This window comes from Mesorhizobium sp. LSJC285A00 (genome assembly GCF_000503155.1).
In the GTDB taxonomy this organism is placed as follows: Bacteria; Pseudomonadota; Alphaproteobacteria; order Rhizobiales; family Rhizobiaceae; genus Mesorhizobium.
Genome location: NZ_AYVK01000025.1, coordinates 23,218 through 49,531, shown reverse-complemented (window position 1 = coordinate 49,531; position 26,314 = coordinate 23,218). Strand labels below are relative to the sequence as shown.

General features: G+C 63.8%; 27 protein-coding genes and 1 pseudogene. 14 read left to right on the top strand and 14 right to left on the bottom strand.

The window, feature by feature from the left end; all coding sequences use genetic code 11:
• Positions 1–2 precede the first annotated feature (2 nt).
• Complete coding sequence (locus X726_RS149520) at positions 3–1,208, bottom strand: ROK family transcriptional regulator (protein ID WP_023671103.1); 1,206 nt, start codon at positions 1,206–1,208, stop codon at positions 3–5.
• A 145-nt stretch (positions 1,209–1,353) separates the two neighbouring features.
• Between X726_RS149520 and X726_RS149525 the strand changes: the two genes are divergently transcribed.
• The 7 genes from X726_RS149525 to X726_RS149555 all read left to right on the top strand — a co-directional run bounded on the left by X726_RS149525 (position 1,354) and on the right by X726_RS149555 (position 8,324).
• On the top strand, positions 1,354–2,619 hold the full coding sequence (locus X726_RS149525; protein ID WP_023671102.1) for an ABC transporter substrate-binding protein: 1,266 nt from the start codon (positions 1,354–1,356) through the stop codon (positions 2,617–2,619).
• Between the two features lie 81 nt (positions 2,620–2,700).
• Positions 2,701–3,636 carry a sugar ABC transporter permease gene (locus X726_RS149530; protein ID WP_023671101.1) on the top strand — a complete coding sequence of 312 codons (936 nt, stop codon included), beginning with the start codon at positions 2,701–2,703 and terminating at the stop codon, positions 3,634–3,636.
• Complete coding sequence (locus X726_RS149535) at positions 3,629–4,534, top strand: carbohydrate ABC transporter permease (protein ID WP_023671100.1); 906 nt, start codon at positions 3,629–3,631, stop codon at positions 4,532–4,534. The genes X726_RS149530 and X726_RS149535 overlap by 8 nt, the downstream gene beginning before the upstream one ends.
• A 25-nt stretch (positions 4,535–4,559) precedes the next feature.
• Positions 4,560–5,666, top strand: coding sequence for a sn-glycerol-3-phosphate ABC transporter ATP-binding protein UgpC (gene ugpC, locus X726_RS149540; RefSeq protein ID WP_023671099.1), 1,107 nt, complete (start codon positions 4,560–4,562; stop codon positions 5,664–5,666).
• Between the two features lie 59 nt (positions 5,667–5,725).
• Complete coding sequence (locus X726_RS149545; protein ID WP_023671098.1) at positions 5,726–6,493, top strand: SDR family oxidoreductase; 768 nt, start codon at positions 5,726–5,728, stop codon at positions 6,491–6,493.
• A gap of 26 nt (positions 6,494–6,519) precedes the next feature.
• On the top strand, positions 6,520–7,512 hold the full coding sequence (locus X726_RS149550) for a TIM barrel protein (RefSeq protein ID WP_023671097.1): 993 nt from the start codon (positions 6,520–6,522) through the stop codon (positions 7,510–7,512).
• Entirely contained in the window at positions 7,512–8,324 is an 813-nt protein-coding gene (locus X726_RS149555) for an SDR family oxidoreductase (protein WP_023671096.1), read from the top strand. The genes X726_RS149550 and X726_RS149555 overlap by 1 nt, the downstream gene beginning before the upstream one ends.
• 408 nt (positions 8,325–8,732) lie before the next feature.
• On the opposite strand, the gene X726_RS149560 is transcribed toward X726_RS149555, so the two are convergent.
• The 5 genes from X726_RS149560 to X726_RS149575 all read right to left on the bottom strand — a co-directional run bounded on the left by X726_RS149560 (position 8,733) and on the right by X726_RS149575 (position 11,675).
• On the bottom strand, positions 8,733–9,167 hold the full coding sequence (locus tag X726_RS149560; RefSeq protein ID WP_023671095.1) for a hypothetical protein: 435 nt from the start codon (positions 9,165–9,167) through the stop codon (positions 8,733–8,735).
• 684 nt (positions 9,168–9,851) lie between these two features.
• A complete protein-coding gene (locus X726_RS149565; protein ID WP_023671093.1) occupies positions 9,852–10,400 on the bottom strand; it encodes a dihydrofolate reductase family protein in 549 nt (182 codons plus the stop codon).
• A 185-nt stretch (positions 10,401–10,585) separates the two neighbouring features.
• A complete protein-coding gene (locus X726_RS1000000169200) occupies positions 10,586–10,855 on the bottom strand; it encodes a PilZ domain-containing protein (protein WP_023726509.1) in 270 nt (89 codons plus the stop codon).
• A gap of 59 nt (positions 10,856–10,914) precedes the next feature.
• Positions 10,915–11,124, bottom strand: a complete 210-nt coding sequence (locus tag X726_RS149570; RefSeq protein ID WP_023671091.1) for a hypothetical protein — start codon at positions 11,122–11,124, stop codon at positions 10,915–10,917.
• A 200-nt stretch (positions 11,125–11,324) separates the two neighbouring features.
• On the bottom strand, positions 11,325–11,675 hold the full coding sequence (locus tag X726_RS149575) for a hypothetical protein (RefSeq protein ID WP_023671090.1): 351 nt from the start codon (positions 11,673–11,675) through the stop codon (positions 11,325–11,327).
• Between the two features lie 145 nt (positions 11,676–11,820).
• Between X726_RS149575 and X726_RS149580 the strand changes: the two genes are divergently transcribed.
• The 4 genes from X726_RS149580 (at position 11,821) to X726_RS149595 (ending at position 14,526) form a co-directional block, all read left to right on the top strand.
• On the top strand, positions 11,821–11,994 hold the full coding sequence (locus X726_RS149580) for a hypothetical protein (protein WP_155923304.1): 174 nt from the start codon (positions 11,821–11,823) through the stop codon (positions 11,992–11,994).
• Positions 11,995–12,254: 260 nt separating this feature from the next.
• On the top strand, positions 12,255–13,007 hold the full coding sequence (locus X726_RS149585; protein ID WP_023671088.1) for a DUF4142 domain-containing protein: 753 nt from the start codon (positions 12,255–12,257) through the stop codon (positions 13,005–13,007).
• 32 nt (positions 13,008–13,039) lie between these two features.
• Entirely contained in the window at positions 13,040–13,645 is a 606-nt protein-coding gene (locus X726_RS149590; protein WP_023671087.1) for a hypothetical protein, read from the top strand.
• Positions 13,646–13,905: 260 nt separating this feature from the next.
• The gene (locus X726_RS149595; RefSeq protein ID WP_031215100.1) at positions 13,906–14,526 is read left to right on the top strand and encodes a hypothetical protein; all 621 of its coding nucleotides are present in this window, start codon (positions 13,906–13,908) and stop codon (positions 14,524–14,526) included.
• Between the two features lie 47 nt (positions 14,527–14,573).
• On the opposite strand, the gene X726_RS149600 is transcribed toward X726_RS149595, so the two are convergent.
• The 3 genes and pseudogenes from X726_RS149600 to X726_RS01000000167130 form a co-directional block, all read right to left on the bottom strand.
• A complete protein-coding gene (locus tag X726_RS149600; RefSeq protein ID WP_023671085.1) occupies positions 14,574–15,731 on the bottom strand; it encodes a PHB depolymerase family esterase in 1,158 nt (385 codons plus the stop codon).
• Between the two features lie 207 nt (positions 15,732–15,938).
• A complete protein-coding gene (locus X726_RS149605) occupies positions 15,939–16,925 on the bottom strand; it encodes an aldo/keto reductase (RefSeq protein ID WP_023671084.1) in 987 nt (328 codons plus the stop codon).
• Positions 16,926–17,151: 226 nt separating this feature from the next.
• Positions 17,152–17,966 (bottom strand): annotated as a pseudogene (locus tag X726_RS01000000167130) (FadR/GntR family transcriptional regulator).
• A gap of 2 nt (positions 17,967–17,968) precedes the next feature.
• Between X726_RS01000000167130 and X726_RS149610 the strand changes: the two are divergent.
• Positions 17,969–18,991, top strand: coding sequence for an NAD(P)-dependent oxidoreductase (locus tag X726_RS149610; protein WP_280940459.1), 1,023 nt, complete (start codon positions 17,969–17,971; stop codon positions 18,989–18,991).
• Positions 18,992–19,222: 231 nt separating this feature from the next.
• Here the strand turns inward: X726_RS149610 and X726_RS1000000170555 are convergent, their stop codons facing one another.
• Positions 19,223–19,366 carry a hypothetical protein gene (locus X726_RS1000000170555; RefSeq protein WP_023756462.1) on the bottom strand — a complete coding sequence of 48 codons (144 nt, stop codon included), beginning with the start codon at positions 19,364–19,366 and terminating at the stop codon, positions 19,223–19,225.
• A gap of 375 nt (positions 19,367–19,741) precedes the next feature.
• On the opposite strand from X726_RS1000000170555, the gene X726_RS149615 reads away from it, so the two are divergent.
• Positions 19,742–20,629, top strand: a complete 888-nt coding sequence (locus tag X726_RS149615; protein ID WP_023671081.1) for an AraC family transcriptional regulator — start codon at positions 19,742–19,744, stop codon at positions 20,627–20,629.
• A gap of 321 nt (positions 20,630–20,950) precedes the next feature.
• On the opposite strand, the gene X726_RS149625 is transcribed toward X726_RS149615, so the two are convergent.
• Positions 20,951–21,745 (bottom strand): FadR/GntR family transcriptional regulator, encoded by a 795-nt coding sequence (locus X726_RS149625; protein ID WP_023671079.1) that lies wholly within the window; start codon positions 21,743–21,745, stop codon positions 20,951–20,953.
• A gap of 3 nt (positions 21,746–21,748) precedes the next feature.
• Positions 21,749–23,191, bottom strand: coding sequence for an FAD-binding oxidoreductase (locus X726_RS149630; protein ID WP_023671078.1), 1,443 nt, complete (start codon positions 23,189–23,191; stop codon positions 21,749–21,751).
• 157 nt (positions 23,192–23,348) lie between these two features.
• On the opposite strand from X726_RS149630, the gene gloA reads away from it, so the two are divergent.
• Entirely contained in the window at positions 23,349–23,759 is a 411-nt protein-coding gene (gene gloA, locus X726_RS149635) for a lactoylglutathione lyase (RefSeq protein WP_019856614.1), read from the top strand.
• A gap of 74 nt (positions 23,760–23,833) precedes the next feature.
• Here the strand turns inward: gloA and X726_RS149640 are convergent, their stop codons facing one another.
• Positions 23,834–24,802, bottom strand: coding sequence for an ABC transporter permease (locus tag X726_RS149640; RefSeq protein WP_023671077.1), 969 nt, complete (start codon positions 24,800–24,802; stop codon positions 23,834–23,836).
• A gap of 4 nt (positions 24,803–24,806) precedes the next feature.
• On the bottom strand, positions 24,807–26,309 hold the full coding sequence (locus tag X726_RS149645; RefSeq protein ID WP_023671076.1) for a sugar ABC transporter ATP-binding protein: 1,503 nt from the start codon (positions 26,307–26,309) through the stop codon (positions 24,807–24,809).
• Positions 26,310–26,314: the final 5 nt, after the last annotated feature.

The following is a 26,314-nucleotide window of genomic DNA, read 5'->3' as shown; positions in this document are numbered from 1 at the left end:
GATCACCCCAGCGACAGTTCCTTCGTCTGGTGTCTCAAAACGAGGCCGACCGCGCCCAGCAAGGCATCGTTCTCGGTGTGCTTGCCAACGATGATGCGCGTGCGCAGGGCGGGAGCGATATCGCGGGACTTGATCAGCGTATGGCGTTCATAGGACGCGATCAGCGGCGTCAACAGAATGTCCCCTGCCAAAGCCATGTGGCCGCCGATGATGATAAGCGGCGGATTGAGCACCGAGCCGATCAGGCCGAGACCCCGGCCGGCGATCTCGGCGGTATCCTCGATCATCCGCAACGCCCTGACGTCGCCCTGCTCGGCCATGGCGATGACATCGTCCATGGTGACTTGCCGCCCAACGACACGCGAAATCTGTTCCAGCGGCCGGGTAAAACTCGCGTAGAGCTCCAGGCATCCGCGATTGCCGCAGCGGCAAAGGTCGCCGCCGGGATCGATGCTGATGTGCCCGAATTCGCCGGCGCCGCCGGCGACGCCCGTCACCAGCCGGCCATGCTGGACAATGGCGCCGCCGACACCCAGATCGATCTTGAACAGCACGAAATCGTCCTGGCCGACGGCCGCACCCCACATCAGCTCGGCAATGGCCGCGCAGTTGCTCTCGTTGTCGGCGAAGATCGGCTGTTCCAGAACGGGTCCGAACACATCTCGTATGTTGACGCCGGCCCATGTTGGAACCATGCTTGCGCGCAGCACCACTCCATCGCGGCTGACAGGGCCGGAGACGGAGACACCAACCCCCAGGAGCCCCGCCACCGGCAGACCGTTTTCCCTGTAAGATTGGGCAATCGCCGATTTGACCGCCTGGGCCGCCTGTTGCGGCTGGTAGTCCAGCGCCATTGGAATATTTTGTTCGGCAATGACGGAATGCGAGACATCGGCGACGATGAGCCGTATCTGCTGAAGAGCCAGGTGAATGCCGACGCAGGTGCCCGCTGTCGGATTGAGCGTCACCGCCGCGGCTGGCCTGCCGATGCCTCGGATGCCGTCGCGGCTGGTCGGGGCTTCGATCACCATTCCAGACTTTTTCAAGCCGTTAAGCGCGGTTGACACCGTCGAGCGCGCCAGACCGGTGGCGCGTGCGATCTGCAAGGCGGAGAGCGCACCGCGCTCACTCAGGCAGCGCACGATCATGCTCTCCGGCGACGCGGAGGGTCTGTCGATCAGCCAGGTTCTAAGCGAAGGTTTTGTCATGGCTCAACATAAACATCGTTGACTGATAGCTCCAATATGTCATCTTGGAAAGAACTCGAGATTGACGCATCTCGCCGGCGGCGGCTTCAAACCGCGGCCATAAGCGGTCGAGACGAACCGTGCAACACGATATGGGAGTGAAACGATGAAGTCCGTCATGACCGCGCTTGCGGCCGCTGCTGCGTGCACATTTTTCGCCGGGGCAGCCTTCGCCGAACCCAAGACGAACCTTTTGCACCAGTGGGCGACCGGATCGGACGCCCAGGCGATCGCCAAGCTCGGCGAGATGTTCACTGCCAAGGGCGGCAAATGGGAACAGACCTCGATCGCCGGCCACACCGCCAATACGCTGGCCAAGCTGCGCGCCGACGTGATCGCCGGCAATGCCCCGCCTGCCGTGCAGCTCAAGGGCCCTGAGATCGCCGAATGGAACGAGACCGGCATGACCGCCGATCTCGACGAGTTGGCGGCCTCGGAAGGGTGGGAGAAAGTGGTGGCGCCGGAATTGCTTCCGGTGATGAAGCCGACCGGCAAATGGGTCGCCGCGCCCATGAACATTCACCGCATCAACTGGCTGTGGGCCTCGCCCAAGGTCATGCAGGCCGCCGGCGTGGCGGAAATGCCGAAGACCTGGGCCGAATTCAACGCCTCTTGCGACAAGATCATCGCCACAGGCAAGATCTGCATCTCGCATTCGACCGCCGACTGGACGGATTCGACGGTGTTCGAGGTCGTGCTCTACGGCCAGGACATCGATCTCTACCGCAAGGCCTTTGTCGAAGGCGATGTCGAGTCCATGCGCAGCCCGGGAATGGTCAAGGCCTTCACGCAGATGCGCCTGATGACGAGCAAGTACATGGATCCGGGCATGGTCGGCCGCGACTGGGATTCGATGTCGGCGCTGGTCGGCAAGGGCGACGCGGCGTTCCACATCATGGGCGACTGGACGATCGGCCTTTTGACCGCCGCCGGCTTCAAGGAAGGCACCGACTATGTCTGCGCCCAGGCGCCGACCGATTGGGGCAAGCCCGGCTTCATCCTCAACTCGGACTCGGTCGTGTTCTTCAAGCAGAAGGACCAGGATTACATCGACGGCCAGAAGATGCTGGCCAGCCTGATCCTGTCGCCCGACTTCCAGACGGTCTTCAACCAGGCCAAGGGCTCGATCCCCGCACGCCTGGATATCGATCTGTCGAAGGGCTTCAATCCGTGCCAGCAGCTCTCGCAGAAGGATCTGCAGGCTTCGATCAAGGACGGCACGCTGGTCCGCTCGATGGCGCACAACATGACCATCCCGCAGAAGATGCGCGGCGCGATCATGGACTCCATTACCGAGTTCGTGGCGACGCCGGACATGTCGCCCGAGGATGGCGCCAATGCGATGGCCGACGCGGCGGAAGCACAGAAATAGACGGGAATGGCCGGGCGCGATGCCTATCCGCCCGGCCGTCCTCCCTTTCAGTCCCGTGCTCTGCCAATTTCCGTGCTCTGAATGTCAAATCACGACCTGATCCTGTCGGTCCCGACGCCCGCCCGCCCCTGGCGCGAGCGGCTGGGCTCCGCGATGCCCTTGCTGGTGCTCGGCCCCTCTCTCGTGGCGAGCTTCGTCTACGTCTTCGTGTTCACCGGCTGGACGCTCTATATCTCGCTGTCCAACTCCTCGCTGCTGCCGACCTACGGCTTCGTCGGCCTCGAGAACTACGCGTCGCTGTGGGCGAACCGGCGCTGGAACATCGCCTACAACAACCTGTTTTTCTTCAGCGCTTTCTACATCGTCGGCTCGATGGCGGTGGGACTGCTGCTGGCGATCCTGATCGACCAGCGCGTGCGCGGCGAAGCGGCCTGGCGCACGATCTTCCTCTATCCGCTGGCCGTCTCCTTCATCGTCACCGGCACGGTCTGGAGCTGGCTCTACAATCCGACCGACGGCATCCAGGCCATGGTGCGCGGTTTCGGCTGGGCGAGCTTCAGTTTCGCACTCGCCAGCGACCGGCACTATGCGATCTACGCGGTGATCATCACCGGTGTCTGGCAGGCCTCGGGCTTTGCCATGGCGCTGTTCCTGGCCGGCCTGCGCTCGGTGGATCAGGACCTCGTCAAGGCCGCGCAGATCGACGGCGCATCGACGTTCCGCATCTATCGCAAGGTGCTTCTGCCAACCATTGCGCCGATCTTCCTGGCGGTCGCCGTCATCCAGATCCAGTTCGCCATCAAGACCTTCGACCTCGTGGCGGCCCTGACCAAAGGCGGCCCGGGGATCTCGACCACCTTCCCCGCCATCTACGTCTATGACCTGATGTTCCAACGCGGCCAGATCGGCGAAGGTGCGGCCGCCGCCATCATGATGCTTGCCGCTGTTGCCGTGGTGCTGGTGCCCTATTCATTCTGGGTGGTCTGGCGCCGGCGCAAGGAAGCCGGCCATGGCTGACGTCTCCCTGGACCAGTCGCTCGACCGTCGCGCTGCCGCAGTCGCGTCGCGCCGGCATTTTCTCACCCGCTTCGCCATCTATGGGCTGCTGGTCGTCTTCGCGGCGATCTACCTGGTCCCGTTGCTGGTCGTGGTGCTGAATTCATTCCGCGACCAGCAGGAGATCGCACGCAACGGGTTGATCTCGCTGCCGCGCAGCTTCCGCCTCGATGCCTGGGGGCAGGCCTGGAGCACCTATTGCATCGGCGGCACCTGCGAGGGCATGCAGCGCAACTTCTACAACTCCCTGAAGATGACGATCCCGGCCACGATCATCTCGACGGCGGTCGGCGCGATGAACGGTTACATCCTGTCGAAATGGCGCTTCAGAGGTTCGGAAGCTTTGTTCACCTGCATGCTGCTCGGCGTCTTCATTCCGGGCCAGATTTCGTTGATGCCGTGGGCGTTCATCCTCGGCAATCTCGGCCTCAGCAATTCGGTCTACGGGCTCGTCCTCATCCACGTCATCCAGGGCATTTCGTTCACCACTTTGTTTTGCCGCAACTACTACGTCAGCATCCCCGACGACCTGATCAAGGCGGCGCGCATCGACGGCGCCGGCTTCTGGCGCATCTTCCGCAAGATCATTCTGCCTCTCTCCTCACCGATCCTGATCGTCACGGTGATCTGGCAGTTCACCGGCATCTGGAACGAATATCTGTTCGGCGTCGTCTTCACCTCCGGGCAGCAACAGCCGATCACGGCAGCGCTCGTCGCGCTGACGGCAAGCGGCACCAATGTGCGCGCCTACGATGTCATGAGCGCCGCCGTGCTGATCGGCGCGCTGCCGCCGCTGCTGATCTATCTCTTCGGCGGCAAGTATTTTGTGCGCGGCCTGACGCAAGGTGCCATCAAATGAGGCGCGATCAAGTGAAGGGCATTGCATGTCGACATTGATCATCCGATCGCTGCGCAAGAACTTCGGCGCGGTCGAGGTGCTGAAGGGCATCGATCTCGAAGCGCGGAACGGCGAGTTCATCGCGCTGGTCGGACCGTCCGGCTGCGGCAAGTCCACTCTGCTGGCGATGATCGCCGGGCTCGAATCTGTTACCTCCGGCGAGATCCGCATCGACGGAAGGCTGGTCAATTCGGTGCCGCCGAAGGACCGCGACATCGCCATGGTGTTCCAGTCCTACGCGCTTTACCCGACGATGACGGTGCGCGAGAACATCACCTTCGGCATGGAAAGCCGCCGCGTGCCGAAGCCGCAGCAGGACGAGGCTGTAAAACGGGTTGCCGCTTTCCTTCAGATCGAACCGCTGCTTGGACGCAAGCCCGGACAGCTCTCGGGCGGCCAGCGCCAGCGCGTCGCCATGGGCCGGGCGCTCGTGCGTGATCCCAAACTGTTCCTGTTCGACGAGCCGCTTTCCAATCTCGATGCCAAGCTGCGCGTCGACATGCGTACCGAAATCAAGAAGCTGCATCACCGCGTCGGCAAGACCACGGTCTACGTCACCCACGACCAGGTCGAGGCGATGACGCTGGCATCGCGCATCGCCGTGATGCATCAGGGCGAGGTCCAGCAATTCGACGATCCCGCCACGATCTACAACCGTCCGGCCAACATGTTCGTCGCCGGCTTCATGGGGTCGCCGGCGATGAATTTTTTGGCCGCGGAACTGAGCCAGGAAGGCGGCCGCCCGACTGTCGTGCTGCAGACCGCCGACGGCAAGACGGCCAGCCTGCCGATCGTCCAGGCGCTCCCATCCGACACGCCGCGACAGCTTGTGCTCGGCATCCGTCCCGAGCATATCTACCGCTTCGATCCGGACCTTGCGCGCCGCAAGCCGGGCATCGCGCAGATCGATGCAGTGGTCGAACTGGTCGAGCCGACAGGCGCGGAGACCATGGCCGTCCTGCGCCTGGGCGGCAAGGAGATCACCGGCCGTTTCGACCCCGACGGCACGCCGCTTATGGGCGAGGCGGTGACGCTCGGCATCGACATGGCGCGTGCCTGCCTGTTCGACCCGACGACCCAACGCCTGATCTGATCTGACCCGATCTGATCTGACCCGATCTGACCGAAGCTTGATCTGAAAAGAGTTCCGCCTTGTCCTTCGCCACCTATCCGAGCCTGTCCGAGCGCGTCGTGCTGATCACCGGCGGTGCGTCGGGCATCGGCGCCGACACGGTCCGCGCCTTCGCCGCCAATGGCGCACGAGTGGCGTTTCTTGATCTGCAGCAGGAGGCCGGCGAGGCGCTCGCGCGGGAACTCGCCGCCGCGGCAGCGCACGCGCCCCTGTTCCTGCGCTGCGATGTGACCGATATCCCCGCCCTCCAGGCCGCGATCGGCACGGTGCGCGACCGCCTCGGGCCTGTCGCAGTGCTGGTCAACAACGCCGCCGATGACAATCGCCTCTCCGTCGCCGACGTGACGCAGGAAGATTGGGACCACGCCCAGGATGTGAACCTCAGGCACCACTTCTTTGCCGCCCAGGCCGTGCATCCGCACATGCAGGAATTGGGCTTTGGTTCGATCGTCAATTTTTCCTCGATCGCCTGGCGTTTCGGCGCGTCAGAGATGGCCCCCTATGCGGCGGCCAAGGCTGCGGTGGTCGGGCTGACCTTCGCGCTGGCGCGGGCGTTTGGCCCCGACAACATCCGCGTCAACGCCATCGAGCCGGGCGCCGTCATCACCGACCGGCAGCGGGAGCTTTGGTACAAGACCGAAGGTTCGGTCGACCAGGTCGTGCAGCGCCAGGTGATCCGCAAGGTTCTGCTCGGCGAGGAGATCGCGCGCACGGTGCTGTTCCTCGCCGCCGACGACAGCCGCATGATCACCAAGCAGTCGATCACCGTGGATGCCGGCCTGCGATGACCACACCTGACTCAAAGGATCGCTTCATGCTCGAGGTCGGCCTGAACCCCTACGGCCTGGCCTATCATCTCGGCCTCCAGGGCCGCGGCACGCCACGCGCCAATCCGCAGCCAGCGGGGCTCGAAGGTTTCATCGCGCTCGCGACCGAACTCGGCGCGCGCGTGCTGGAGATCTGGGTGCCATGGCTGAGCGAGCTTTCCGACGACGCGGTGATCGCGCTGCGCGAACGGCTCGCCGGCCTTGGCATCACGCCGGTCGTCAGCGGCGGCCTGCTGGTGGGCGAACCGCTCGACGATGCGTTTCGGGCCGCGCGCCTGCTCAAGGCCAAAATCATCCGGACGGCGCTGACGCCGGTTCTCTGCGGCGACCGCAACGCCGCCGGCGCAAAATGGAGCGAGTACGCCGGCATCATTCGGGGGCGATTGGTGGAATGGGGTCCCCGCGCGAATACCGAAGGGTATGTCCTTGCGATCGAAAACCACCAGGACTTTACCAGCCGGGAACTCGTCGATTTCTGCGCCCTCGGTGGTGACAGTGTGGGCGTCACCTTCGACACCGGCAACACGTTCCCGGTCGGCGAAGCGCCGCTCGATTTTACGAAGGTGATCGCCCCCTATGTCCGCCATGTCCACCTCAAGGATTACCGCGTGCAGTTCACGACCGAAGGCTATCGGCTGATCCGTTGTGCCATCGGCGACGGTGCGGTGCCGTTTGCCGAGCTGTTCGCCATTCTTGGCCAACACCACGATCGCATGACCGCCGTTCTCGAACCGGGCGCCTTGGAGGCCCGGCATGTCCGCTATCTCAGCGACGACTGGTGGCGCGGCTATCCGCAGAAGACGGCACGCGAATTTGCCGCCTGCCTGGCGGCCGCGCAGCGCAACCGGCTGCCCGACGATGCCGACTACCGCACGCCTTGGGAGCGCGAAGCCGACGTCTCACTGGTTTCCTATGAGCTCGACATGATCCGGCGCAGCGCGGCCAACATGCGCAAATTTGGTTTGATGGAGAAGATCTGATGACGGCACGTGAACTCGATGGATTGACCGCCTTCGTCACCGGCTCCGGCCGCGGCCTCGGCCGCGTGATGGCCGAGCGCCTGGCCGAACTCGGCGCCAATGTCGCAATCCACGACATGGACGAGGAAGCGCCGGCCAAATATGGCGAGTTCGCCAATCTCGGCGAAGTGGTCGAGCGCCTGAAGCGGCACGGCACGAAGGTCACGTCGGTGACCGGCAACATTGGTGACCAGAAGGCGGTGGCCGAGATGAAGCGCAAGATCGAGGCCGATCTCGGCGACGTGCATGTGCTGGTCAATTGCGCCGGCGGCGACATCGGCGCCAAGGGCGGCAAGCCGAACCCCAACAACGCCCTCGACATCGAACTGGACGACATCCGCGTGCTCACCGAGAACAATCTGATCGGCACGATGCTGGTCTGCCAGGCCTTCGTGCCGCCGATGAAACGGCGCGGCGGCGGCTCCGTAATCAACATCGCGTCGGCGGCGGCACATCTCGGCTGCTCGCCCGAGGTCGTCTACTCCACCTTGAAGGCCGCGGTCGTGCATTACACGCGCTGTCTCGCCAAGGAACTGATCGACGACGGCGTGCGCATCAACGCGGTCAGCCCAGGCGCCACGAAGACGGCACGCTTCCAGGCGACCCGCGTGGTCGATCCCGAGCGCATGGACTCGAGCAGGAAGTCGCTGAACCGCTATGCCGAGCCCGAGGAGATCGCCGAGGCGGTGGCCTTTCTGGCCGGCCCCCGCGCACGATTTATCAATGGGCAGGTGCTCCGCGTCGATGGCGGGTTTACGATCTTTCCGGGGTGATGGGGGAGGCCTCGAATTTCAATTTCGGGGCCGAAAGCGGAAGGTCCGTTTTCGGGATTCCTGGGTTAAATTGCCCCCTCACGCCTCGAGCTTTTCGCAGCGTCAAAACGGCTGTGGAGGGATTGGCAGGCTATACCGCTGACGAAGCGCACATGTGACGCACCGAGGATAAGTAACCCCGCTTGGTCACGAGGGCGCTGCCGACCGGTTGGTCGAAACTGGCGCTGGCACTCGCTATTCACGAAATTGCCGATCACCCTGACGAGGTCCACTAAGCAATGGTGAACGTCATTTCTGAAGTCGCAAGCAACTCGGCCGCCCTACTCCACTGAGGTCAGCCATGCCTTCGCGGAGCCGACGCAATCTCTGCTGGAGCCTGCATGCTTCTTCAGGCGCAAGCGCTGTGTCTCAGTGCGGCATGAATCCTTTTCTCAGCCAAGCCAATATCTTGCTCCCATTGAGGACCCTGCGGACACGTCCGGCGGCCCAGCCAGCCTGCATGGTGGCGCCGGTGTGGCAACTGCAGACGATCTCATGCAACTGCCAATCGGAGAGTTCGAAGAAGCGTCTGGCTTCCCCGTAGGTATCCGATTGCATGCCCGATGCACGCAGCAGTGGATCGTCAAAGGCGACACTGATCGCCGATCCGACCGCGCGCGCTTCTCCGCGGACAGAGGGATGCAGATGCTCAGTCCCGGTGAGAGCCACAAGGGAGCGCGTCGGATTTCGATAGAGCAGTTCCGCCCACCGCTCTATCCGTTGCGTCCTTGTAGCCAGCAGAGCCGGCGACAGTGGACTGATGTCCGCGACTGACTGGAGTTGATCGAGTGTCTGGTGCTTCATGACTGCCTCCTGTTGGTCGTTCCAATCCCAAGGCCTTTGCTGCAGGATTGGCTCACACGCTAAGCCGCCTCGTAAAGGAGCGGCGGCCGATCAGGTGTTGCCACCAATCGCCCACAGGCACCACGCGGCGGCATCTGCAGCGACCCCAACTGCATTCCTTCGCCAATGTTCCAGCGGGATGAAAAAAACTGTGCGGCCGGCCGACCCGACGGACCCGGCTGGCGCACGCAGGATCCTGAACTGCTGGACGATGATGACGCAGGCCCGGAAAGGCGGCTAGGTTGGACCTTGCTTTTCAGGCTTGACCATGATGTTTCACTACCCGCTCGGTCATCGCGGGAAGGCCAGGAGCAGAGCCGCTGGCGGCAACGATGAGTTGCGGACGAGGTCGGGCGGTGGAGGACGACGCCCTTGGGCCGCCAGGTCACTGAAGGACCAACCAAAGCGGCGCTTCGGGCGTAAAAGCGATGTCCTTGTAGGTCTGCAATGTCTGCTTATGGAGGAACGGCGGCAAGGCCTCTTTGACCGGCATGGGGCGCATTGCTGACCGGCAGATTTTGGGCCGACAGCAGACCCTCTGCTGCTTGGGTACCCAGCACGCAAGCTGACATGTGAGACCTCGGCGCGAAGGCCGGGACCAGGCCCTCTCCAGGTTCGCATGTTGGCGCTGAAGCGCCTTATCGTTCAGCCTCGCGGCACATAGATCATATGAACCGTATCGTCATCGATCAATGTGCTCGACACCAGTTGCAGCGCAGGCCTTGCCTCGTGGAAGAAAGGCTTGCCTTTGCCGAGCACGAACGGCCTCACGTGCAGGTGATACTCCTCGATCAGCCCCAGCCTGGTCATAAGGCCGGCCAGTTCCGGACCGGAAACGCTCAGGGTACCCTCCGTGCGGGCCGCGATCTCGCGAATCTGCGCTTCAATATCGCCGGAGATGAGGGTGGCGTTTGGGCCTACCCGTGAAAGTGTGCGCGAAACGACCCATTTGGGCAGCTTGCGCCAGAGTGTCGCGAACTGGCGAAGCGAAGCATCCCATTCCGCGTGATCATCGTCCCAATAGCGCATGACCTCGTACATCCGGCGGCCATACACAGCGCCGGCATGGTTGCGAATCGTCTCGATCCAGTACTCGAAGTGCTTCTGGCTTGGTGCGCCCATGACCAGATTTCCGGCAATGTCATCGACATAGCCATCGATGGAAACGTTCATTCCCAAGATAAGTTTGCCCAAAAGCAGCGCCTTCACCTAGTGGGTCCACGGACCAACCGCTTGTAATGCAAGCGGTCAGAGGCTATCGCAACTGATTGCAAATCGCAAGCAGCATGGAAGGAAGCGTTCGTGCCGCAAACGAGCCCTGCCTTGTCCCATCAACCCTGCACTTGAACAGCTGGGTGATCCGTCCCGGCTACCGCCATCTACGCCTGCCGTCCCGAATCGAGTTGCACCCCAAGTCGCTCGTTCCGTCTCCACCGCACCACGGCGCGATAGCTGGTATGATCGACCGGCACGTGAAGCACGAAACGGTCGGGGATTGCGATATCGGCCTTCACCCGCAGCTCCGCACCGTGGGCGTGCTGGTTACAAACCAGACAATTGATACTGGCGTCGCCAACGCGGATTGTCGCTTCCTTCAGAACAAGATCACGGATATGCGACCGTCGCTCTATCGGTGGGTCAGCCGGCATTGCCTTATCCCTCTGATTTGACGACCTGAAACTCTTCTGAACCCGGAATGGAAAGCGCACTACCGGCCCAGCGGTTGCCTCGAAAGACTGACGAGCTCGGCTTCGTCGACCACGCCGGCCATATAGTTCGCGATTATCCGGGATGCGATGGCGTCGCGTGCTTCGGGCGACTGACCGTCGCGCTTAAGCTGCTCGAATACACGGCCCAACAGCTCGAGTTCGGATGGCTGCAAAACGCCGGCCTCGGTGGCTTTGCGTCGAATGGGCATTTGTGATCCTCCACTACGGTCAACAACATACGACCGCGGCAGGGAAACTCAACTCACCTGTCGAGGGCGCCGCGCGGGCGGCGCCGACCACAAATCCCGTTTACCCGAGCGGGGAGTTTTTCACTCAAAGCCACAGTGATCTGGTCCATACAAAGCCCGCCAGCAAAGCCAGCGGGCGCAATAGGTCATAAGATACGCCGCTAGAACCAGCTTCGGTCGCGTTCCTGGCTTTGCCCGAGCAGCATGCCGATCAACAGCCCGGCAATGCCGCCAAGCACGAAAGCGCTGCTGATGGTGCCGGGATTTTGCTGGACGGCTTCGGACACCGTCTGCGCCTGCGATCTCAGCTGCTGCGTTGCCCGTGCCGCGCGCTCGGTCGCGCTGCCATACCAGCCGCCGGCTTCGCCGACGGCATCTTCTGTGCGTTCGGCGAGCGTCCGGTTGATCTTGCTGATCTCGCGCTTCAGCGATGCGACCTGCTTCTCCAGGGCCTCCTGGGCCTCTCGGGCGGAAATCTTCGGGGTGTCCTTCGGGGTGTCGTTCTCGGCCATGGCTGTTCCTTTCGTTGAGGCAAGGGGAACGGCCAACGGACAAGGATGGTTCCGCTGCCTGCCGTCACGGTCATTCGCCGGGCCGGCCGCCAACTTTGGGAACACTCTCCCGATCCAACGGTTGTGGCTGATGGAGGGCACGCATTTGTCGAATCGATCGAGCCATGCTGAAACGCTGCGGACGGTCTCCGACCTGCTCCACCGCGCCCGCCGTGTCATTCGCGACGGCGGCCATGCGGCGGCGATGTTCGAAATAGACACGCTGCTGCAGGTCGCCCAGACAGAGGTTGCGCGCCGCCTCGAACGCAACGATCGCTGAACCTCGATAGGCCACCGCCGGCGCTATTCGTTGCGGGCGGCGAAGGCCTCGTTTCCCTTTGCGATGGACTTGCAAGGCGCCCATCGAGCGGGTCGCCGTCCGAGCCACGCGTCGACATCGCAAAGGCGCAAAATCCGAGGATGAGGGGCCATCATCGCGGCATCGACCCTCCCGGTTATAACGCTTGGGCGGCGGAACAAAGCTTGGCCGCACTGGTTAGGCTCACAGCACGATGTGTGCCCCAACGAGGATCTCTGTCCATGAAAACACGTGTTCTTCTAGCTTCGCTGGCCACCGCCACAGCCATGGTCTTCGCCCTGCCCGCCTTCGCCGCCGACAGTGCTCAGGACTTTGTCGACAAGGCTGCCATCGGCGGCCTGTTCGAAGTGGACTCCAGCAAGATCGCAGAAGGCAAGGCCCAGGATCAAGGCGTCAAGGATTTCGCCAAGAAGATGATCGACGATCACGGCGCCGCCAACGCCAAGCTTGCGACCATCGCCGGCGAACAGAAGCTGAAAGTGCCGACGGAGCTGGACGCCAAGCACAAGGCCGATCTGGAGGCTCTGCAGAATGCCAACGATGCCGTCGACAAGCCCTATGTCCAGATGCAGCGCGATGCGCATTCGGAGGCGGTCACGCTGTTCGAGAGCTATGCCAAGGACGGCGACAACGCGCAGCTGAAGACCTTCGCCTCCGAGACCTTGCCGACGCTCAAAATGCATCAGGAAATGGTCGAGAAGATCGCTTCCGCCGACAATGCATCGTCGACCACCAGCTCCACCACCCCGGCCGTGAGCACGACCGACACCACCAATCCGGCCGCCCCGGTCCCGGGTGCCAACAGCTTCACCGAGGATCAGGCGAAGAGCCGCATTCAGGATGCCGGCTTCTCCGGCGTGTCCAAGCTGACCAAAGACGACCAGGGCATCTGGCGCGGTCAGGCCACCAAGGATGGCAAGACCACGACCGTGGCGCTCGATTATCAGGGCAACGTCGTTGCCGGCGCGAACTGAACCCTCTGAACCAGAACGAGGAGATCAAGACCATGAAAACCGTAACCGGACTTTTCGACAACTACGATGATGCCTCCGATGCCGTCGGCGAACTGGAGGCAATCGGCGTGCCGCAGGCCGACATCAGCATCGTCGCCAACAATTCGGATGACTGGTACGACGACGGCGACACTTCCAACGCCGCCGAGGATGCAGCCGGCGGCGCCGGTCTCGGAGCCGTCATTGGCGGCGCCGGCGGGCTTCTGACAGGGCTCGGCATCATGGCCATTCCTGGCGTCGGTCCTGTCGTGGCCGCAGGATGGCTGGCCGCCACCGCGGTCGGCGCCGTTGGCGGCGCGGTCGTCGGTGGCGCTGCCGGTGGCATCGTCGGGGCGCTGACCGAGTCCGGCGTCCCCGAAAGGGATGCCCATGTCTATGCCGAGGGCGTTCGCCGCGGTGGCACGATGGTGACCGCCAGGGTCAGCGACGAACTCGCCGACGAGGCCGAGCGTATTCTTGGCGAGTCCAACTCGGTCGATCTGCAAGACCGCCGACGCGCCTACGAAGCCGGTGGCTGGACCGGCTTCGATGCCAATGCCGACCCCTACACCGACATCGAGGCCGAGCGCGACAAAACGCGCAACGCCAGCCCACTTTGATCATCGAGCCCCGCCGCCGCACAGATCGGAAGAGCGTCGTGTAGGGAANGACAAAACGCGCAACGCCAGCCCACTTTGATCATCGAGCCCCGCCGCCGTACGGCGGCGGGGCCAAGGGTGCTGTCGGCGCGCTGCGAGCGAAATTCAATTTCGGCCATAAGGGGCGGGTCTATTCGGACCTGCCCCTTTTCGCTGTTGCCTTGGCTTGACCGGCTCTTGCCGTGTTAGCATCGAACCAACGAAACCAGCCCCAGGAAGGCATGAGCCCGTCCCCGCAACTGATTGCCGAATGGCCGTTGTCGCCGTCAGCGACACTCGGGTCCGCCGTGCGCTCCAAGGGGATCGAACGTGAAGTCAGAGCCCGGCTGCCATGGGCAGTCAGGAAGCATGTCAAGGCCGAGACGGGCCGCATCGCATTGCGAATGTCGAAATCCGAAGCGGAAGCGTTCAAGGCCGCCTCTGCCAGCATCTCCAAAACACTGGAGGGAGTGGAGGCGCTGCCTGTGCTTCCGCGCGAGGTCGAGGATATCCTCACGATCTCTTCGCGCGAGCGCCACAAATGGCTCAAGGACGGTCGGCTGCAAAGCACCGGCACACGTACCGTCAAGATGCGTGGGCGATCAAAGTCTGTCACCTTCCACGTTTTCGACCCGCGCCACATCGAAGACGTCCTGGACCGCGATCTGGCAACCGTGTGGAGAGAGCAGGATGTCCAGGAAGTCGCCGAGAACAGGCGGCGCGGCGCGGGCAAGGCCGCGCTGACGCGCGCGGGAAAGGGCACCGGCCAGGCTCGCACTGCGAGGAACACCCGGAACACGGACGGCCCGGCGCCCGGATTGAAGGGCTGGGATGCGTTCGAGGACGAAGGCCTGCTGCGATAATGATGCTGGCGCTTGCCCTTGTATTTTGGGCGTGTGCGGGGCGAGTCTCAGCCTCGGCGCATCAATCCCGCTGCCCGCAGCGCGTCCTCGATGACCTTGGTGATCCCGGCCGCCGGACCGCCGCCTGGCGGATTGACACGCTCCGGGGTCGGATCGACACGGACGGCTCGCGGTTTTTCCTTCGGCGAGAAAGGCTGCAATGCAGTGCCTGAAGCGGCCTTGGCTTTCGCCGCGCGTCGTACCTCTGGCTTCGTCAGCCCCCAGAAACGGGCGATGTGGCGCGTCGAGGAAATCCCGGCATCCAGCATGAACGGCCCTGCTTTGCCGAGAGCATTGTCGCCGCTCGCCTGCAATGGCGTGCCATGGCCCATGCCGGCAATGCTGTATGCCTCGACCACGTCGCGGCCTTTGCCATCGGACCAGACTTTTCGGCTCTGACCGTCGACCTTTTCCGTGCGTGTCGGCGCTTGAGCGAGGCCGTGCACGCCCTGCCATTGCGCCAGCACCGCGTCGGCATTGGAAGGCACCACTGTCGTATCGGCCGAGCCCTGCCAGACCGAAATCCTCGGCCACGGCCCCTTGTGCAGCGAAGCAGCCCGCAAAAGACGCTGCAGGTCGCTTCTGGACGGGCCGCCATGGCCACGCATGCGGTCGAAGGCTTCGGGGATGGTCGAGGCGCTGCCATAGGCAAGCCCGGCAATGATCGCGCCACCGGCAAACACGTCCGGGTAGGTCGCCAACATCACCGCCGCCATGGCGCCGCCAGCGGAAAGGCCGGTGACGAATATCCGCTTGCGGTCGAGACCGTGAGTGACCACCGCCGCCTCGATCATCTGGCGGATGGACAGCGCCTCGCCGCTGTCGCGGCTTATATCGCCTGGCACGAACCAGTTGAAGCAAAGATTGGCGTTGTTGGCGCGCTGCTGCTCGGGGAAAAGCACGGCAAAACCCTGATCGGCAGCAAGTTCGGTCCAGCCGGAACCATGGTCGTAGCCGGCGGCAGTCTGGGTACAGCCATGCAGCACCACGACCAGCGCCGCCTGCTTCGGCAGGTTTTCAGGAAGATAAAGCCGCGCACGCAAGGCGCCCGGATTGGACCCGAACCCTGTCATCTCGGACAGGTGATCTTCCTTGCTCTGTCCTGCACCGGCTGGCCGGCGGCGCATCGCGCTCAGCCGGGCGATCGTATCGGATATGTCTCGCAAATTGGTATCCTTGCGCGCCGGAATGGGCAGACTCGTGCACACAACGCACACGCAGCAATATCGTTGCTGCACTGCACAATAACAAGCGGCACGGCCGATTAAATGACCGGTGGATCACAGGATCCGCTGCACAGCTTGTAACGACGAGCGCAATTTGCCCCGGCTGACCTCTGGTCAGTCAGCCGGTCGAGGGCGGCAGGCGCTGGCTCACCAGCGCTGATGCACGTAGGGCTTGATGTTCTCATCGTAGACCGCCTTCACCTTGGCCATCAACTCGGAGGATAACGGCGCAAGCTCAGCCGCTTCCGCATTGGAAACCGCCTGCGCCGGATTGCGGGCGCCGGGGATGACAACCGTCACCGCGTCGAACATCAGGATCCAGCGCAGCGCGAATTTCGCCATGGTGGTGTCGCCTGACACCAGCGGCCGCACCTTCTCGACCGCCGCCAGCCCGACCTCATAGGGCACGCCCGAAAACGTCTCGCCGACATCGAAGGCTTCGCCATTCCTGTTGAACAGGCGATGGTCGGTGGTCTCGAACTTGGTGTCCGTCCTGAACTTGCCGGACAGCAGGCCGCTGGCCAGCGGCACGCGGGCGATGACGGCGACATCGTTCTTTTTCGCCTCAGCGAAGAACAGCTCGGCCGGGCGCTGGCGAAAGGCGTTGAAGATGATCTGCACGCTGACGACGCCGGGATATTGCATCGCCTTCAGCGCCTCTTCGACACGCTCGACGCTGACGCCGTAATTGCGGATCTTGCCCTGCTCGGTGAGCTTGTCGAGACGCTCGAACACCTCCGGATGATAGTAGAGATCGGTCGGCGGGCAATGCAGCTGCACCAGGTCGAGCGTGTCGGTCTCGAGGTATTTCAGGCTGCGGTCGATCCAGCCGGTGAGGTTCTCGACGCTGAAGCCCTCGACCGTCTGCTTCGGCAGCCGCCGTCCGGCCTTGGTGGCGATGAACGGGCGCGCGCCACCGCGTTCCTTCATCACCCGTGCGATCAGCTTTTCCGAACGGCCGTCGCCATAGACGTCGGCGGTGTCGAGGAAGCTGACGCCGGCATCGAGCGCGGCATGCAGGGCTGCGACCGCATCGTCATCATTGACCTCGCCCCAGGCGGCGCCGATCGCCCACGCGCCGAAGCCGATCTCGCTGACTGATCTGCCGGTACGGCCAAATTTCCGTGAATGCATTTTGCTTCCTGACTTGCGGCTTTGATGACGGTTCTGATTTCGGGAGCCTCATATCGCATGGCAACGCGATTGACATCCCTCTTCCTGGGATTTACCAGATTACAGGGTTGTATGACAACCAGGCAAGATTGCAACAATTTGGAGCCGGGAGGAACATGTCGCTGATGCGCGACCTTTATCTCGGCGGGCTCGCCGGATGAGCAGTCCGTCAACCGTGGTTGGCTCCCTAATCGTGAACAGCCTTGTCGCGCAGATCCTCGAAGCGGGCATAGCTTTTGGTCAGATGGCTGCGCATGGCGCGGCGCGCGGCGTTGACGTCCCTGGCTTCGATGGCCCCGATAATGGCGCGATGCTCGCGCTGCATGCGGTCGAGATATTTTTCCCGCTCGGCCTCCGTCATCCGGTCGAGCCGCGTCCAATGGCGCGGGACCATGGCGCTGCNTCGAGATATTTTTCCCGCTCGGCCTCCGTCATCCGGTCGAGCCGCGTCCAATGGCGCGGGACCATGGCGCTGCCGAACGTGTCGAACAGCCGGGTGAAATTCGGGTTCTGCGTCGCGGCGAGAATGGCGCGGTGGAAGCCGAAATCCTCTTCCGAGCCGGAGCCGCCGGCACGCACCGCCGCCTCCAGCGCGTCGAGCCGCGCGCTCATCTGCTGGAGCGCCGCCTCGCTGCGCCGTTGGGCAGCGAGGCCGGTCGCCTCCACCTCGATGCCCATGCGCAGTTCGAGCACGCGCAGCACCTCGTCGATCGATTCGAGATCGTCGGGCAGCACGGAAAACGTCTTCGGCGGCGGATCCTTGGCGACGAAGGCGCCGAGCCCCTGGCGCGTGGTAATCAGCCCGCGCGCACGCAGCGCCGCCAGCGCCTCGCGCACCACGGTGCGGCTGACGCCTGTGGCAGCAACAATCTCCTGCTCGGTCGGCAGCCGCTGCCCCGGCGCAAGGTCACCGGATTCGATCTGCGCAATCAGCGTGTTGACCAGACCCGTCCGCAGGTTGGGCGCCTGCGGTATGGCATCGAAAGTCATGGGCTCCGCCATCGGTGGCACTCCGGTTCGATTCTTGTTCGAAGGCCGAATCTTATTCAAAGAATTGCATCGACGGGTGCCCGCCGCAAGGCGACGAAAGTTCGGCCCGCTGGCACGAGCCATGGGAGGATTGCATGAAAGAACGCATCGGCTTCATCGGCCTGGGCAGCATGGGCGCCGGCATGGCCGACAATCTGCTGCGCAAGGGCTGGCCGCTGACGGTGCATGTCCACCGCAGCCGCACCGCCGCAGACCGGTTGATCGCCGCCGGCGCCACCGAAGCGCCAAGCCCGCGCGAACTCGCCGCCGCCTGCGACATCGTGATCCTCTGCGTCACCGGTTCGCGCGAGGTCGAAGCGCTGGTCAAGGGCGCGGACGGCCTTGCCGCGGCAGCCAAGCCGTTGCTGATCATCGACTGCTCGACTTCCAATCCGTCATCGACGACAGCGCTTGCCGCCGACCTCGCGGAGCAGGGGATGACGCTGATCGACGCGCCGCTGGCGCGCACGCCCAAGGAAGCCGCCGAGGGCAAGCTCGACGTCATGGTCGGCGGCCCGGCCGAAATCGTCGCCCGAGCACGGCCGGTGCTCGAAGCCTTCGCCGCGAGAATCGTCCACACCGGCCCAACCGGCAGCGGCCACACCATGAAGCTGCTCAACAATTTCATCTCGATGGGCTATTCCGCGATCTATTCGGAAGCGCTGAGCCTCGGCGCCAAGGCCGGCCTGACGCCGCAGGTATTCAACAGCGTCATCTCCGGCAGCCGCATGGATTGCGGCTTCTACCAGGCCTTCTTCGATTTCGTCCTCAACCGCAACGAAAACGCCCAGCGCTTCGCCATCGCCAACGCGCTCAAGGACATGACCTACCTCGCCTCCTTCGCCCAGGCCGCCGGCATCGCCAACCCGATCGGCGCCGCTGTGCGCAATGGGTTCGCTACGGCCGTCACAACAGGCCATGGCGAGAAATTCGTGCCGGCGCTTTCGGATATCGTGGCGGGTTTGAACGGGGTGTCGCTGGTGGAGGCGGCGGGGTAAAACCTCGTACGGCGCTCCCCAAATCGGGCGCTTTCTGGTGGCAGCGGAGGCGATGCACAAGAGCATCGTCGGTCCGTTCCTAGCGTACCCGAGTGAGCACTACCGCGCGCTTCGTGAGGTCCACGAACCGCTGTTAAAGCGATTGTGACAAGAAGGCTGAGTTCATCCAATGGAACGGGACAGGACCGGTGCAACTGCGTGAGAAGCCGTCGAGCTAACAAGCGCGTTGCGCTAGCCCACAAACCACGTCAGCCCCAGAAGCAACATGCCGAACGCGACCACACAGTCGAGAATCCTCACCTGCCGAACACCGATTAGAGCCAGCCCGGTGCCAAGAAGCCCGCCGATCGTTCCCGTAAGTATCAACTGGGTCATGCTGCCTCCGACATTCGAACCGTAGCACAATGCCCGTAACATGCCCAGCGCAGCGCGGGAATCTCAGGTGTAGCTGCTACCTATTACCGAATTTTTTCCAGGCCGCGACCTCTGCGATAGCGATTCCTCGCCCTCATAATGGGGAGAGGTGGCTCGGCGAAACCGAGACGGAGAGGAGGCCAGCGCTGACATGTGCTATGGGCGCGATTGAGGGCGCGGGCCGAAACCGCTATCCCGAAACCTCCTTGCGGAGAAACCTTCCACAGTCATGAATTGCCCGCGCCCATCACCGATCCCTCCATGTCAAACCGCAAGATCGGTCGAGCGCGACATCTCCAAGAGCGCCTATCTGGTGTCGCCACGCAGGACGAGACGTTGATGACGGCACTTGAAAACTACCATGCCCGGATGCAGCGGGTGCTGGACCACATAGACCAGCATCTGGACGGAGATCTGGGCCTGGAAGCGTTGAGCGGCGTCGCGGCGTTCTCGAAATACCATTTCCACCGGCAGTTCACGTCAACCTTCGGCTTGTCCGTGCATCGCTATGTCCAGCTCGCCCGCCTGAAGCGCGCTTCTTACAGGCTTGCCGAGAGCGACGCCCAAAGCGTCACGGATATAGCGATGGATGCCGGCTACGACGCGCCGGATGCCTTCGCCCGCGCCTTTCGGCAACGGTTCGGACAATCGCCTTCGTCGTTCCGGAAGTCTCCCGACTGGGGGGCGTGGCTCATGGCCTTCGGGCCGCTCGAAAAAGCAAGGACCACGCTCATGCAGATAATCTTCGAACCCGCCGACGTGATCATCCGCGATGTGCTGCCGACGCCGGTGGCGATCATGGAGCATCGCGGCGACCGGGCGACGCTTCCTGACACCATCCAGCGCTTCATCGCCTGGCGCAAGGCGGCCGGCCTCTCGCCCGAGACAAGCCCGACCTTCAACATCTTCCGTTCCGAAAGGGAGCCGGCGAACCCGGCCGATTACAGCATGGATATTTGTGCCGGAACCGACCTGCCGGTAGAAGGCGGGCCGATCGAGGACGCGCAGATGAAGGCCGGCGTGATCCCCGGCGGACGCTGCGCGGTGCTGCGCTACCCCGGCAACACCAACAATCTCGAGCCGGCAGCGCTTTACCTTTATCGGGAGTGGCTTCCGGCCAGCGGCGAGGAGGCGCGCAACTTTCCGATCTATTGCCAACGGCACTTTTCGTCGAACGGACCGGTGCGCGAGGTGGTGCTTGAGCTGTTTCTGCCGCTGAAATAGCGCGGTGGGGTGGCGGCCTATCTCCGCCCCTGAGCTGGTTGAGCCGACGACCGTGTGAAATCTGATATGGCGCTCCCCCACTCCGTCTCGGCTTCGCCGAGCCACCTCTACCCCACATTCGTGGGGGAGAGGAAACCCAAGCTTTTGAAGGGCTGCGATCTCGGAGATTGGCATTTCCTCATCCCCCATGAAATGGGGGGTCCGAAGGACGGGCGAGACCCGTGGCTCGCCCCGGCAAGGTGGCTCGGCGAAGCCGAGACGGAGTGGGGGTCAGCGCTGCCATAGGCGATTGGCCCAGCGCTCGGACAAGGCAAGGCATCCCTAAGCCTGCCCGCGCACAGCCTTCCGCAACCGCGAATGCCGTACCGGAGACGCTGCCTCGGGCCCCGGCGCTATCTCCGCAGCTTCCCCCTCATGCAACCCCACCCGCAGCGCCGCGCCCGCCAGGTGGTCGCGCATCGCCGCTTGTGCTCCTTCGGCGTCGCCGGCACGGATCGCTCTCAGGATGCGCTCATGTTCGCCGAGCGTGATGCGGGCCATGTCGTCCGACTTTTGCTGGTTGCCGGCGGCGAGAATGCTTTCGCGCACCCGCTCGGACACGAAGACCAGGAATTGGCCCATGTAGGAATTGCGCGTCGCCTCGGCGACGGTGCGGTGGAATTCGAGGTCGCTGCGCAGCCAGGCGACGCTGCCATAGGGGGCGGCGCGCATGCCGGACAGCGCATCGCCCATGGCTTTGAGATCGGCGTCGCTGCGCCGTTTTGCGGCAAGGGCCGCCGCCTGCACTTCGAGGATGCCACGCAGTTCGAACAGATTGCGAAACGAGTCGGCGCGCTGCAGCGTCTCATGGTCGATGGTCAGCACCGTCGGGTTGTTGCTCTCGACCACGAAGGCGCCGCGCCCCTGCTGCGACCAGATTCGGCCTTCCGAGCGCAGCCGCGCGATCGCCTCGCGCACCACGTTGCGGCTGACCCCGAAAGTGGTTGCCAGCGCCGCCTCGGTCGGCAGCTGGTCACCCGGCTTCAGCCGGCCTTGCGCGATCTCGCGCGAGATGGAACTGGCCACCAGAGTGGAGAGGTGTGGGCCGCGATTGACCTTGTCGAGTTTCAGCGTCATCGCTCACCTATAGTCGACGGCGGATGCGGACGCCAGAATGCGGCCGTTGCTGAGAATGTAGCGCGGGTCGAATGCGTCCTTGATGCCGGCGGCGAGGTCGAGCGTCACCGGATCGATGCGTTCGAGGAACGCCTTCTGCTTGACCCGGCCGATGCCGTGCTCGGCGCTGATAGAGCCGCCATAGCGATCGACGACGGTGAAGATCTCGGCTTCCGCCTGCTCGAACAGATGTTCCATCGCCTCGGTGCCCATGCCTTCCGGCGGCACGACGTTGAGGTGGATGTTGCCGTCGCCGACATGGCCGTAGGTGACGGCCAGCGCGTCGGGCCGGGCTTTCTCCAAGCCGGCCAGCGCATCGGTGACGAAATCGGCAAGCCTGGAGATCGGCACCGACACATCGGTGCGCAAGTAGCGCCCGCCCCTGCCCTGCCGCTCGACCATGATCTCGCGGTAGAGCCACAACCGCTCACCTTGAGCCCTGGTCGAAGCGATGACGCCGTCCTCGACGATGTCCTCGACGCTGCCGAGAAACCCCAGCAGCATATTGGAGAGGTCGATCAGCCCGCCCGACGACACCTCGATCAGCACATAGACGGGATAGGGCTGGCTGAGCGGATCGGGAAAATCCTGGCCTTCGCGCATGGTGATCTCGATGCCGCCGCGCAGGATCAGTTCGAAGGCGGTGAGCAAATCGCTGCAATCGCGCCGCGCCCTTGCATAGAGTGCCATCGCGTCCTCGACGGAACGCAGGCCAACCAGCGCGGTTTCGATCTGCGTCGGCTTGGGGAATAGTTTCAGCGCCGCCGCGGTGACGATGCCTAGCGTGCCCTCCGAGCCGATGAAGATCTGCTTCAGATCATAGCCGCGATTGTCCTTGCGCAGCACTTTCAGCCCGTTCCAGATGCGGCCGTCGGCCAGCACCACTTCGAGGCCAAGCACCAGGTCGCGCGTCATGCCGTAGCGCAGCACGTTGAAGCCGCCGGCATTGGTGGCGACATTGCCGCCGATGCGGCAGCTGCCTTGCGCGCCGAAGGTGATCGGCAGCAGGCAGTCGCTCGCTTCAGCCTCGCGCTTGGCGTCCTCGAGGATGCAGCCGGCCTCGACCACGATGGCAAAGTCGACCGGGCTGATCGAGCGAATCCTGTTCATGCGCTCAAGCGAGATGACGATCTCGCTGCCATCCGCCGCCACTGCGGCGCCGACGAGCCCGGTCAGGCCGCCTTGCGGCACGACCGGAATGCGCTCGGCATGGCAGAACCGCATCAGCGCCGACATCTCCTCCACCGAAGAGGGCCGCGCCACCGCCAGCGGCCGGCCGAAATGATCGCCCGACCAATCTCGGCTGTAGCGCGCCAGATCCACTTCCTCGGTCAGCAGCCCGCCATTCGGCAGCAAGCCGGCCAGGGCTGCGATCTGCGATGCGGAGGGTGGCGGCACGGCATTCATGGATTGGCTCTGGGCCCCTCGGCAAAACGGCTGGACAAATACCGGCGTTGTCGTGTTATCATACAACCCTGCTTGAGAACATCAAGCGAGGCTTGCCGCCAAGCGTTCGATGTGGATGATCAGACCCGCAAATCACAGAATTCGGAGGACTTCCCCAATGAGCGACGCCCCGGGATTTCGCTATATGCACACCATGATCAGGGTGCTCGACCTCGACAAGTCGATCGCCTTCTACACCGAGGTGCTCGGCATGACCCTGCTGCGCCGCGACGACTACCCCGGCGGCAAGTTCACCAACGCCTTTGTCGGCTACGGCCCTGAGGACAAGGAAGCCGTCGTCGAGCTGACGCTGAACTGGGGCCGCGAAGAACCCTATGAGATCGGCACCGGCTTCGGCCATCTGGCGCTCGGCGTCAATGACATCTACGCCGTCTGCGCCGAACTGGAAAAGCGCGGCGCCAAGATCCCGCGCAAGCCCGGCCCGATGCAGCACGGCACCACCCACATCGCTTTCGTCGAAGACCCCGACGGCTACAAGATCGAGCTGATCGGCCTCGACACGATGTGATCCGATCGGGCCGGACCGCATCGGCCTCGCGCCGATGCGGTCCCGTCCTGTCCGCGCTTGCCTGGGAGGCGGGATCACTTGATGACCGCGATCTTGCTGCGGTCGATGGTAATGGCGACGGCAGCGATCAGCACCGCGCCGAACACCATATTTTCCAGGAAAATGTTGACGCCGACAAAGGTCATGCCGATGCGCACGATCGAGATGATCAGCGCGCCGACCGCCGTGCGGGCAACGCCGCCGAGCCCGCCGGTGATCGCCGTGCCGCCGACGATGACGGTGGCGATGGCCGGCAGCAGCAGCTGGTTGGCCAGCACTGGCGAGCCGCTCGACAGCCTGGCCGCCAGCACGACGCCGGCGATGGCCGCGAGCATACCCGACGCGGCAAAGGCGATGATCTTGGTGCGGTCGACATTGATGCCCGCCGCCCACGCCGCCGGTTCGCCGGCGCCGACCGCAATCGCCTGGCGGCCGAAGCGCGTGTAGCGCAGCGCCAGAAAGGCGGCGATGCCGATCACCGTCGAAATCAGCACCACCACGGGAATGCCGGCGACAGTGGCGTTGATCCAGGCGGTGTTTTCGCGACCAGCCTCCTCGATGGTGATGGCGCGGCCATTGGAGACCCAGAGCGCCAGGCCGGTGACCACGCCGCCGGTGGCGAGCGTCGCCACGAAGGACGGCACGCGTAGCTTGACGTGAACGACGCCGCTCAACACGCCGAAGGCGAGCCCCGACAGGATCGCCACCGGAAAGGCGGCAAGGCCGAGCGAAGGCAGCAATTGCGCCAGGATGACGCTGGCCAGCGATGCCACCGCCTGGATCGACAAATCGATGCCGCCGAGCAGAATGGCGAAGGTGACGCCGGTCGCCAGGATGAACAGCACGGCGGTGTTGGCAAACAAAAGCGCCACGGTTTCGCCGGTGAGGAAGCCGGGCGCGGCGATCTCGATCATCAACAGCAGGCCGACCAGCAGCACCAGCGGAATGGCACCCTGCGTCCACTTGCCTTCGAAAACCCGCCTGATGGAGAACGCTTCATTCATGGGCTCACACCATTGCCCTGAGAAGATCGACCTGGTTCGGCTTGTTGCCCGGGCTGGCATCGAAGCGCGCGGTGATTGCACCGTCGCGCATCACCAGCACCTGGTGCGACAGACCGATCGTTTCCTCCAGCGTGTCGGAAATCAAAAGGATCGCCACGCCTTGCGCCGAGAGATCGCGCACCAATTCGTAGACCTCCTCCTTGGCGCCGACATCGAGGCCGCGTGTGGGATGGTCGAGCACCAGGATGCGCGAGCCCGCCGTCATCCAGCGCGCCAGCACCACCTTCTGCTGGTTGCCGCCGCTGAGCTTGCGGCAGGCGGCATCGGGACCGGGCGCCTTGATGCGCAGCCGCTTGATCCAGTCGGCGGCAAGCCGGCGCTCCTTGCCATAGTCGATGGCGCCATGGCGCATGACGCTGGAGAGATCGGCCAGCGAAATGTTCTCCGCGATCGACAGGAACATCACCAGCCCTTCGAGCCGGCGCTCGCGCGGGACATAGCCGATGCCCTTGCGCACAGCCGGCTCCGGCGAGGAGAAGCGCACGGCATCGCCGGCGATTTTCATCTCGCCGGCATCATGCTGGACGAAGCCGCCAACGGTGCGCGTCACCTCCTCGCGGCCGGAGCCGACGACGCCGGCAATGCCGACAATCTCGCCGGCCCGGATCGAGAGATCGACGCCGTGATAGTAACCGTTGGCGCCAAGCCCCTTGGCCTCGACCATCACGATATCGCGCGGCGCGAGCTGGCGGGCCTCGCGGTAATATTCGGCCTGCAGGCCGCGCCCGACCATGATCTCGTGCAGCTCCGGCGCGGTGACTTCAGCTGCGCGGTGCTCGGCGACGACCGCGCCGTCCTTCATCGTGTAGACACGGTCGGAGATGTTGAGCACCTCGTCGAGGCGGTGCGAGACGAACACAAAACTGGCGCGGGATTTAAGCGAGCGCACCCGCGCGAACAGCACCTCGATATCAGCGGCGTTGAGCACCGAGGTCGGCTCGTCGAGCAGGATGAGCAACTGCCGCTCGACCACTTCCTCCAAGGTCAGCGCCTTGGCGAGCTCGACCATCTGGCGTGCGGCGAAGGTGAGTTCGGAGGTGCGCGCGGTGACGTCGATGTCGATGCCGATCTTGGCCAGTTGCCGCCGCGCCGCCGCGTTCATGGCGCGCCAATTGACGAGGCCGAAGCGGGTGAAGCGGTCCTCTTCGCCGAGATAGATGTTTTCGGCAACCGTCAGGTTCAGCACCAGCGACTGCTCCTGGAACACCATGCCGATGCCATGCCTGGCCGCATCACGGGCGTTGCGCATGCGCAGCTGTTCGCCATCCAGCGTGAGCGAGCCGCCATCCGGCCGGTAGCCGCCGGCCAGCACCCGCATCAGCGTCGACTTGCCGGCGCCGTTCTCGCCGATCAGCCCGACAACTTCATTGGGCCGCACCTCGATGGAGACGTCGCGCAGCGCCTGGACGCCGGGGAAATTCTTGATGATGTTGGACGCCTGCAGCATGGCGT

Bases quoted from the DNA above. Each gene is read 5' to 3' on its own strand.
- X726_RS149520 (WP_023671103.1), bottom strand. From the start codon at position 1,208: ATGACAAAACCTTCGCTTAGAACCTGGCTGATCGACAGACCCTCCGCG.
- X726_RS149525 (WP_023671102.1), top strand. From the start codon at position 1,354: ATGAAGTCCGTCATGACCGCGCTTGCGGCCGCTGCTGCGTGCACATTT.
- X726_RS149530 (WP_023671101.1), top strand. From the start codon at position 2,701: ATGTCAAATCACGACCTGATCCTGTCGGTCCCGACGCCCGCCCGCCCC.
- X726_RS149535 (WP_023671100.1), top strand. From the start codon at position 3,629: ATGGCTGACGTCTCCCTGGACCAGTCGCTCGACCGTCGCGCTGCCGCA.
- ugpC (WP_023671099.1), top strand. From the start codon at position 4,560: ATGTCGACATTGATCATCCGATCGCTGCGCAAGAACTTCGGCGCGGTC.
- X726_RS149550 (WP_023671097.1), top strand. From the start codon at position 6,520: ATGCTCGAGGTCGGCCTGAACCCCTACGGCCTGGCCTATCATCTCGGC.
- X726_RS149555 (WP_023671096.1), top strand. From the start codon at position 7,512: ATGACGGCACGTGAACTCGATGGATTGACCGCCTTCGTCACCGGCTCC.
- X726_RS149560 (WP_023671095.1), bottom strand. From the start codon at position 9,167: ATGAAGCACCAGACACTCGATCAACTCCAGTCAGTCGCGGACATCAGT.
- X726_RS1000000169200 (WP_023726509.1), bottom strand. From the start codon at position 10,855: ATGCCGGCTGACCCACCGATAGAGCGACGGTCGCATATCCGTGATCTT.
- X726_RS149570 (WP_023671091.1), bottom strand. From the start codon at position 11,124: ATGCCCATTCGACGCAAAGCCACCGAGGCCGGCGTTTTGCAGCCATCC.
- X726_RS149575 (WP_023671090.1), bottom strand. From the start codon at position 11,675: ATGGCCGAGAACGACACCCCGAAGGACACCCCGAAGATTTCCGCCCGA.
- X726_RS149585 (WP_023671088.1), top strand. From the start codon at position 12,255: ATGAAAACACGTGTTCTTCTAGCTTCGCTGGCCACCGCCACAGCCATG.
- X726_RS149590 (WP_023671087.1), top strand. From the start codon at position 13,040: ATGAAAACCGTAACCGGACTTTTCGACAACTACGATGATGCCTCCGAT.
- X726_RS149595 (WP_031215100.1), top strand. From the start codon at position 13,906: ATGAGCCCGTCCCCGCAACTGATTGCCGAATGGCCGTTGTCGCCGTCA.
- X726_RS149605 (WP_023671084.1), bottom strand. From the start codon at position 16,925: ATGCATTCACGGAAATTTGGCCGTACCGGCAGATCAGTCAGCGAGATC.
- X726_RS1000000170555 (WP_023756462.1), bottom strand. From the start codon at position 19,366: ATGACCCAGTTGATACTTACGGGAACGATCGGCGGGCTTCTTGGCACC.
- X726_RS149625 (WP_023671079.1), bottom strand. From the start codon at position 21,745: ATGACGCTGAAACTCGACAAGGTCAATCGCGGCCCACACCTCTCCACT.
- X726_RS149630 (WP_023671078.1), bottom strand. From the start codon at position 23,191: ATGAATGCCGTGCCGCCACCCTCCGCATCGCAGATCGCAGCCCTGGCC.
- gloA (WP_019856614.1), top strand. From the start codon at position 23,349: ATGAGCGACGCCCCGGGATTTCGCTATATGCACACCATGATCAGGGTG.
- X726_RS149640 (WP_023671077.1), bottom strand. From the start codon at position 24,802: ATGAATGAAGCGTTCTCCATCAGGCGGGTTTTCGAAGGCAAGTGGACG.
- X726_RS149645 (WP_023671076.1), bottom strand. From the start codon at position 26,309: ATGCTGCAGGCGTCCAACATCATCAAGAATTTCCCCGGCGTCCAGGCG.